This is a genomic window from Glutamicibacter sp. BSL13 (assembly GCF_052928425.1).
The window spans coordinates 1-7,474 of sequence record NZ_JAVGCZ010000116.1; the positions used below are offsets into that span (position 1 = coordinate 1).

7 protein-coding genes are annotated in these 7,474 nt (G+C 68.3%); 6 read left to right on the top strand and 1 reads right to left on the bottom strand.

From position 1 onward, the window contains the following. Positions 1–366: 366 nt before the first annotated feature. The 3 genes from RCJ92_RS14110 to RCJ92_RS14120 all read left to right on the top strand — a co-directional run bounded on the left by RCJ92_RS14110 (position 367) and on the right by RCJ92_RS14120 (position 3,227). The gene (locus RCJ92_RS14110) at positions 367–1,056 is read left to right on the top strand and encodes a DedA family protein (RefSeq protein WP_138173574.1); all 690 of its coding nucleotides are present in this window, start codon (positions 367–369) and stop codon (positions 1,054–1,056) included. Between the two features lie 91 nt (positions 1,057–1,147). Beyond that, positions 1,148–2,362, top strand: a complete 1,215-nt coding sequence (locus RCJ92_RS14115) for an adenosine deaminase (RefSeq protein ID WP_446754878.1) — start codon at positions 1,148–1,150, stop codon at positions 2,360–2,362. Positions 2,363–2,483: 121 nt separating this feature from the next. Further along, positions 2,484–3,227 carry a class I SAM-dependent methyltransferase gene (locus RCJ92_RS14120; RefSeq protein ID WP_446754879.1) on the top strand — a complete coding sequence of 248 codons (744 nt, stop codon included), beginning with the start codon at positions 2,484–2,486 and terminating at the stop codon, positions 3,225–3,227. Positions 3,228–3,281: 54 nt separating this feature from the next. On the opposite strand, the gene RCJ92_RS14125 is transcribed toward RCJ92_RS14120, so the two are convergent. Continuing rightward, positions 3,282–4,775 carry an aldehyde dehydrogenase family protein gene (locus RCJ92_RS14125; RefSeq protein WP_446754880.1) on the bottom strand — a complete coding sequence of 498 codons (1,494 nt, stop codon included), beginning with the start codon at positions 4,773–4,775 and terminating at the stop codon, positions 3,282–3,284. Between the two features lie 196 nt (positions 4,776–4,971). Here RCJ92_RS14125 and RCJ92_RS14130 point away from each other — a divergent pair, with 196 nt between their 5' ends. The 3 genes from RCJ92_RS14130 to RCJ92_RS14140 form a co-directional block, all read left to right on the top strand. Next, positions 4,972–5,655: a MazG nucleotide pyrophosphohydrolase domain-containing protein gene (locus RCJ92_RS14130; RefSeq protein WP_446754881.1), complete on the top strand. Its 684-nt coding sequence runs from the start codon at positions 4,972–4,974 to the stop codon at positions 5,653–5,655. A 91-nt stretch (positions 5,656–5,746) separates the two neighbouring features. Further along, positions 5,747–7,027, top strand: a complete 1,281-nt coding sequence (gene eno, locus RCJ92_RS14135; protein ID WP_138173582.1) for a phosphopyruvate hydratase — start codon at positions 5,747–5,749, stop codon at positions 7,025–7,027. Positions 7,028–7,161: 134 nt separating this feature from the next. Next, on the top strand, positions 7,162–7,474 hold a 313-nt coding region (locus tag RCJ92_RS14140; protein WP_446754882.1), incomplete at its 3' end, for a hypothetical protein.

Consider the following 7,474-nt stretch of genomic DNA (forward strand, 5'->3'; position numbering starts at 1 on the left):
CATCGAGCGCATCACCGCCAGCTAGCGGGGTGAAACCCAGCCGCTGCACGGCCACGGGCCGCCTGCCTCCACCACCGGTGGGAGCCGGCGGCCCGTGGCGTATGCCGCGCCGGATCGGTCCACGGCCTTGCCCTGGTGCAGGTGCGCAGTGCCGGTGAATCAGCTGGCGCGGCGGAACTTCTGCCCGGCGCGGTTCGTTGTGCCAGACAAGAATTCTCCTGGCCCAACGGCCTCAACCCACGGGTGGAGACCGGGCCGGCGCAGATCATCACTTTCGGGGGTGTGCGTGCCCGGCCCGGTGGGAGACAATGGAAGGCAGAAGCCCGGGGGACGGCTCCGGGCAGCGAGGAAGCGACGTACGCACCCATGGAAATGGTCAATGAGGCAATCATGCAGGCCGCCAGCGCCTGGTGGGTTTTGCCGTTGCTGTTTGCCTTCTGCCTGATCGACGGCGTGTTCCCGGTCGTTCCCTCGGAGACCTTCCTGGTGTCGCTGGCCGCGGTCGGCTTCGGCAGCGGCAGCCCCAACCTGCTGCTGATCTTTTTGATCGGGGTGGCCGGAGCCATCATCGGCGACCAGATCACCTTCCGGATTGGACGCAGCATCGGCTACCGGCAGTTCGCGTGGATGCGTTCGGGCCGGGCCAAGAGGGTGCTGGACTTCGCGGCCCGCAAACTGGAAACCTCCGGTGCGCTGCTGATCTTCACCGCCCGCTACATCCCGCTGGGGCGCGTAGCGGTGAACCTGACCGCCGGGGCGACCGGCTACTCCTACCAGCGTTTCACGTTCTTCGACGTCATCGGGTGCATCACCTGGGGCGGCTACTCGGTGGGGATCGGCGCGGTCGCCGGAAACTGGCTGTCTGACAACAAGCTGCTGGGCGTGGTGCTCTCGGTGGCGATCGCCCTGGTGCTGGGGTTCATCATCGACCGGATCGTGAACAAGATCCTGGAGGCGGTGCACCGCAAGCGACTGCGGCGGCTGCAGGCCGAGCGCGGCGGCGCGGAGGGAAAAGCCCGTGAAACCGTCCCGCCCGGTGAGCTGGACGCGAATTAACCCGCAGCACCAATAACCGCCCCCAAGATGTGTCCTTTTCTTCAGCCGTGGTGGCTATCTGTCCGGCCCAAATGCGGCTAGGCTCGACACTGTGACTGAAGAACTGATTCATCTTGCCTATGATCCCGAATTCGACTTCCGCGATCTGCCCAAAATCTCCCTGCACGACCACCTGGATGGTGGGCTGCGCCCGCAGACCATCATCGAACTGGCAGCCGAGGTGGGCCACACCCTGCCCGCGGACGACGCCGAATCACTGGGCGAATGGTTCCGTGAGTCCGCCGACTCCGGGTCGCTGCCGCGCTACCTGGAAACCTTTGAGCACACCATCGCGGTGATGCAGACCAAGGGCGCCCTGCAGCGGGTGGCCAGCGAGTTCGTGGAGGACCTGGTCGCCGACGGGGTCATCTACGGTGAGGTGCGCTGGGCGCCGGAACAGCACCTGGCCAAGGGGCTGAGCCTGGACGAGGCCGTGGAGGCGGTGCAGGCGGGCCTGGACGAGGCCGTGGAGCGGCTGACCGAGGAAGGCCACCTGATCCAGGTGGGCCAGCTGGTCACCGCGATGCGCCACGCCGATCGCGGCAAGGAGATCGCCGAGCTGGCGCTGCGCCACCGCGGCGACGGGGTGGTCGGCTTCGACATCGCCGGCGCCGAGGAGGGCTTCCCGCCCTCGCGCATGGCCGAGGCGTTCGACCTGCTGGCCGAGAACTTCTTCCCCACCACCGTGCACGCCGGTGAGGCGGCCGGGATCGACTCCATCAAGGAGGCCATCCTGATCGGCCGCGCCCAGCGCCTGGGCCACGGGGTGCGCATCGCCGAGGACATCACCATCGAATTCGGTGGGGTGGACGATGAAGGCGAGCAGGTGGGGGAGGACACCGGCCTGGTTTCGCTGGGCCAGGTCGCCAACTGGGTGCGTGAACGCGGCATTCCGCTGGAAATCTGCCCGTCCTCGAACCTGCAGACCGGGGCGAGCGCCGGATTTGGCCAGGGCATCGAGAACCATCCGATCGACCTGCTGGTGCAGACCGGGTTCAACGTGACCATCTCCCCGGACAACCGGCTGATGAGCGGCACCACGCTCTCGGACGAGTACGAGCTGCTGGTGGAGGCGTTCGACTACGACCTGGAAGACCTGCTGGATCTGACCCTGAACGCCGCCGAGGCCGCCTTCGTGCCGCTGGAGGTGCGCGAGATGATGGTCGAGTACATCAACGACGCCTACGCGGACCTGCTGGACGACGAGGATGATGACTTCGACGATGAGTACGACGAAGACGACTTCGACGAGGACGATGAGGACTAAGCATCCACCTCAGCCATCCACCGCGGGTGGCTGAAACACGCACCGCGGGCCGGTGCCGGGTAATCCACGCGATTGCCCGGCGCCGGCCCGCCGTGCTTGGCAGCGGGGAGCAGTGAAAGGCATGGGGGAGCAATACGCGGCCCGGCTCGTCGACCTCTACGACGCGGACAATCCCGACGGGCCGGATCATGACTACTACCGGGAGCTGGCTGCACGTCATGCGGCCAACAGCATCCTGGATCTGGGGTGCGGCACCGGAATCCGGACCGTCACCTTCGCCGGGCCGGGCCGGCGGGTCACCGGAGTGGACCCCTCCGCCGCGATGCTCGACTACGCCCGCCGCCGTCCCAGCGCCCAGGCGGTGCGCTGGGTCCACGGCGACAGCCGACTGCTGCCGGACGGACCCTACGACCTCATGGTGATGACGGGCAACGTTGCCCAGCACATTGCCGATCCACAGTGGCAGCGGACCCTGTCGGACCTGCGCGCCCGGGCGGCTGCCGGGGCGGTGCTGGCCTTCGAATCCCGGAACCCCGCGGCGCGGGCCTGGGAAACCTGGGGACAGGAGGAACCCGAAATCAGGCACACCCCGCACGGACCGCTGGCGGAACGGTGCACTGTCACCGAACAAGGCCACGGGCGGGTCCTGCTGCGATTCGACAACCACTTTCTGGCCACCGGGGAGAGGATCGGGCAGGAAACGCTGCTGACCTTCCGCGACCGGTCCACCCTGGCACGGCAGCTGCAGGCGGCGGGGTTCAAGGTCAGCGCGGTATGGGGCACCTGGCGGCGCACGCCCTTCCGGGGACACGAGCCGATCATGGTGTTCGAGGCGCGGGCGTGGGACTCGGCAACAACGCACTGACGGCGGCACCTTAGCTGAAGGTGCCGCCCCGCAGTGCTGGTGTTTACTGGAACGCTAGAACGGGTACTTCTTGGCGGTGCCCTGCACGCCGATCCAGTGGTCGGTGGTGAACTCCTCGATCGCCCACTCGCCGTTGAAGCGCCCCAGCCCGGAGTTCTTCTCCCCGCCGAACATCACGTGCGGTTCATCGTTGGCGGTGATGTCGTTGATGTGCGTCATCCCGGCCTTGATGCCGCGGGCAAAACGCACCCCGCGCTCGATGTCGCTGGTGAACACGGCCGAGGAGAGCCCGAACTCGGTGTCGTTGGCCAGGCGCAGCGCCTCGGCCTCATCCGCCGCCCGGGTAATGCCGACCACCGGCCCGAAGATCTCCTCGCGGAACAGCTCCATTTCCGAGGTCACCTCCGCGAAGACGTGTGGGGCGATGACCCGCCCGGTGATCGGGCCGGCCACCACCGGCCGGGCGCCCTGCTCGCGGGCGGTGTCGATCTTGCCGCGCAGGCCGGCCAGCTGCGAGTCGTTGATGATCGGCCCGACCAGGGTGGCAGGGTCGGCCGCGTCCCCATACTTCAGTTCCTTGACCTGGGCGGCGAAGCGTTCGACGAACTCAACGTAGACGGCGTCCTCGACGATGATCCGGTTGATCGCCATGCAGATCTGGCCCTGGTGCAGGAACTTGCCCAGCGCTGCGGCCTTCACCGCCTGGTCCAGGTCCGCGTCGGAGAGCACCACGAACGGGGCGTTGCCGCCCAGTTCCAGCGAGACCCGCTTCATGCGCTCGCCGGCGATCGCCAGCTTGCCCACGTTCTGGCCCACCGGGGTGGAGCCGGTGAAGGAGACCAGGGAGGGGGTGGGGTGGGTGACCACATGATCCCCGATCTCCGAGCCGGAACCGATCACGGTGTTCAGCGCCCCGGGCGCCAGCCCGGCCTGTTCAAACGCCTTGGCCAACACCAGGGCACCGGTCAACGGGGTGTCCGAGGCCGGCTTGAGCACCACCGTGTTGCCCAGCGCCAGGGCCGGGGCCACCGAGCGCGCCGAAAGCAGCAGCGGGAAATTCCAGGGGCTGATTACCGCCACCACCCCGACCGGTTCGCGGTAGACGCGGTTTTCCTTGCCCGGGGCGTTGGAGGGCAGGATCTTGCCGTGCACGCGGGTGGGGAAGGTGGCCGCCTCCCGGATCGCGGCGATCGTGCCGGACAGTTCGATGTTCGCCTTCAGGTGGCTGGAGCCGGATTCGGCGACCAGCAGCTGCAGCACCTGCTCGAAGTGCTCCTGCAGGTAGTCCGCCGCCTTGCCCAGCACGGCGCTGCGCTTGGCCGGAGGCAGGCTGGCCCAGCCCGGCTGGGCGTCGGCGGCCGCCTGGTAGGCCGCATCCACATCGGCCGTGGAGGCCTGGCGGATCTCGGCCAGCAGGGTGTCGTCAAAGGGGTTGGTGGTGCGCAGCGTGCGCTGGGAGGTGCCTTCGCGCCACTGCCCGCCGATGAACAGTTCACTGGGCAGCTGATCGAGAAACTGGGGGCTGGTGAGGGTGTGCGGCTCGGTCATGGCAGGTCCTTTCGCAGGTTCCCGGATGGTGGGCGGGTCCCGGCAGGGCATTGCCCCCGTGCAGCGGCACGGGGGCGCTACGCGCGTTCCGGGACCGGGGAGGACGCCCAGCGTGCTCGCTGCGACGCCCATCACCCCCAGCGTAGGCCACCGGGTGGGGCCAGCAGCGCGGGTTGCGGGGATTAGCATGGTTTTCATGGCTGAAACCGAGACCGAGCAACTGCTGGAGACCATCGGGATCCTGCGCACCCACTGCGCCTGGACGCGGGCGCTGACCCACCAGTCGCTGCGCACCTACCTGGTGGAGGAGGCCTATGAGGTGATCGACGCGATCGGGGCCGGAAACCCGCAGGAGCTGCGCGACGAACTGGGGGACCTGCTGCTGCAGATCGTGCTGCACGCCCAGATCGCCAGCGAGGCCGGACAGTTCGGCTTCGACGACGTGGCCAACGGGCTGCGCCAGAAGATGCTGCGCCGCAACCGGCACATCTTCGACGAGCACGGGGAGCTGCGCGGGGACATCACCCAGGATGTGGCCACCATCATCGAGACCTGGGATGCGGCCAAGGCGGAGGAACAGCGCGGGCGCCGGCCTCGGGCCGGGCCGCCTGCCGGGCTGCCGGCCCTGACCCTGTCCCAGAAGCTGCTTTCCCGCCAGGCCCGCGCCGGGCGGCCGGTGGCGCCCGAGCACCAGGGCGGGGGAGCGCTGGCTGCGGCGGTGAACGACGAGCAGCAGCTCGCCGCGGCCCTGATGGGGCTCACCGCTCGGGCCAGCGAACTGGGCCTGGACGCGGAGGCGGTGCTGCGCGACGCGCTGACGGCCCGCTATGCCCAGCCCGGTGATGACACATCGTCGCCGGAAACCCCGGGTAAGCGCTAGGCTAGGAACCAGGCAACGGTGCCAACGGTCAATCTGGACCGCTGGATTGACTTGCCCCTCGACCACCCCTTTATACAAGGAGTCCAAACTCATGGCATTGATTGACGCCATCCACGCGCGTGAAATCCTTGATTCCCGCGGCAACCCGACCGTTGAGGTCGAAGTCCTGCTCACCGACGGCTCCCACGGCCGCGCGGCTGTTCCCTCGGGCGCCTCCACCGGGCAGTTCGAGGCCGCGGAGCGCCGCGACGGAGACAAGAAGCGCTACCAGGGCAAGGGCGTGCTCGGTGCCGTTGAGGCAGTGATCGAAGAGATCGCCGGGGAACTGGAAGGCATGGATGCCACCGACCAGCGTGCCATCGACCAGGCCATGATCGACCTGGACGGCACCAGCAACAAGTCCAAGCTGGGCGCCAACGCCATCCTGGGCGTCTCCCTGGCCGTGGCCACCGCCGCCGCCACCAGCGCCAACCTGCCGCTGTTCAAGTACCTGGGCGGCCCGAACGCCCACGTGCTGCCGGTGCCGCTGATGAACATCCTCAACGGCGGTTCGCACGCCGACTCCGACGTGGACATCCAGGAGTTCATGATCGCCCCGATCGGCGCCGAGACCTTCTCCGAGGCCCTGCGCTGGGGTGTTGAGGTCTACCACAACCTCAAGTCCGTGCTGAAGGAAAAGGGCCTGTCCACCGGCCTGGGCGACGAGGGCGGCTTCGCCCCGAACCTGCCCAGCAACCGTGCCGCCCTGGAGCTGATCACCGAGGCGATCCAGCGGGCCGGCTACACCCCGGGCCAGGACATCGCCCTGGCGCTGGACGTGGCCTCCTCCGAGTTCTTCGAGAACGGCTCCTACCAGTTTGAGGGCCAGCAGCGTTCGGCCCAGCAGATGAGCGACTACTACGCCCAGCTGGTCGCCGACTTCCCGCTGGTCTCCATCGAGGACCCGCTGGATGAGAACGACTGGGAGGGCTGGAAGACCCTGACCGACGCGATCGGGGAGAAGGTGCAGCTGGTGGGCGATGACCTGTTCGTCACCAACCCGCAGCGCCTGGCCGAGGGCATCGAGAAGGACATCGCCAACTCGCTGCTGGTCAAGGTCAACCAAATCGGTTCGCTGACCGAAACCCTGGATGCGATCACCATGGCCCAGCGTGCCGGCTACACCACCATCACCTCGCACCGTTCGGGGGAGACCGAGGACGTGACCATCGCCGAGATCTGCGTGGCCACCAACGCCGGACAGATCAAGACCGGCGCCCCGGCCCGCTCCGAGCGCGTGGCCAAGTACAACCAGCTGCTGCGCATCGAGGAGGACCTCGGTGATGCAGCTATCTACGCCGGCGCCAGCGCCTTCCCGCGTTTCAACAGCTAATTGCCAGTGATAGCGATTAAGCTCGTCGGTAGGAACCTGCCGGCGGGCTTCGTCGTTTAACGACGCGTACCGCCGCACGGTACCGCCGGCCACAGACCAAAGAATGGGGGAGCATGGCTCAGCGACCACCACGAATGCCTCGTCGACCGACCCCCAAGCGACCCGAGGGGAACGGCGAACCAGACGCCCAGGACGCGGGCACCGGTGCGGCGCACCCCGGCAGCGGGTCGATGACGGAGCACCGGCAGGGGCCACGCCCCGCCGCGGCCCGCCCCTCCGCCAGCGTGCCGCACGCCGCGGGGCACACCGCACCCCGCACCACCAGCGCCAAGGTGGTCCCGCTGGATCCCGAGCAGCGCTGCGCCCCGCCCACCGAACTGCCCACCGACGCGATCAACGTGGTGCCCAGCCCCCGGCCCCGCCCGGCCGGGCGCCGCCGCGCCCCCG

Coding starts and splice junctions, on each gene's coding strand:
- RCJ92_RS14120 (WP_446754879.1), top strand. CDS start 2,484: ATGGGGGAGCAATACGCGGCCCGGCTCGTCGACCTCTACGACGCGGAC.
- RCJ92_RS14130 (WP_446754881.1), top strand. CDS start 4,972: ATGGCTGAAACCGAGACCGAGCAACTGCTGGAGACCATCGGGATCCTG.
- RCJ92_RS14110 (WP_138173574.1), top strand. CDS start 367: ATGGAAATGGTCAATGAGGCAATCATGCAGGCCGCCAGCGCCTGGTGG.
- RCJ92_RS14125 (WP_446754880.1), bottom strand. CDS start 4,775: ATGACCGAGCCGCACACCCTCACCAGCCCCCAGTTTCTCGATCAGCTG.
- eno (WP_138173582.1), top strand. CDS start 5,747: ATGGCATTGATTGACGCCATCCACGCGCGTGAAATCCTTGATTCCCGC.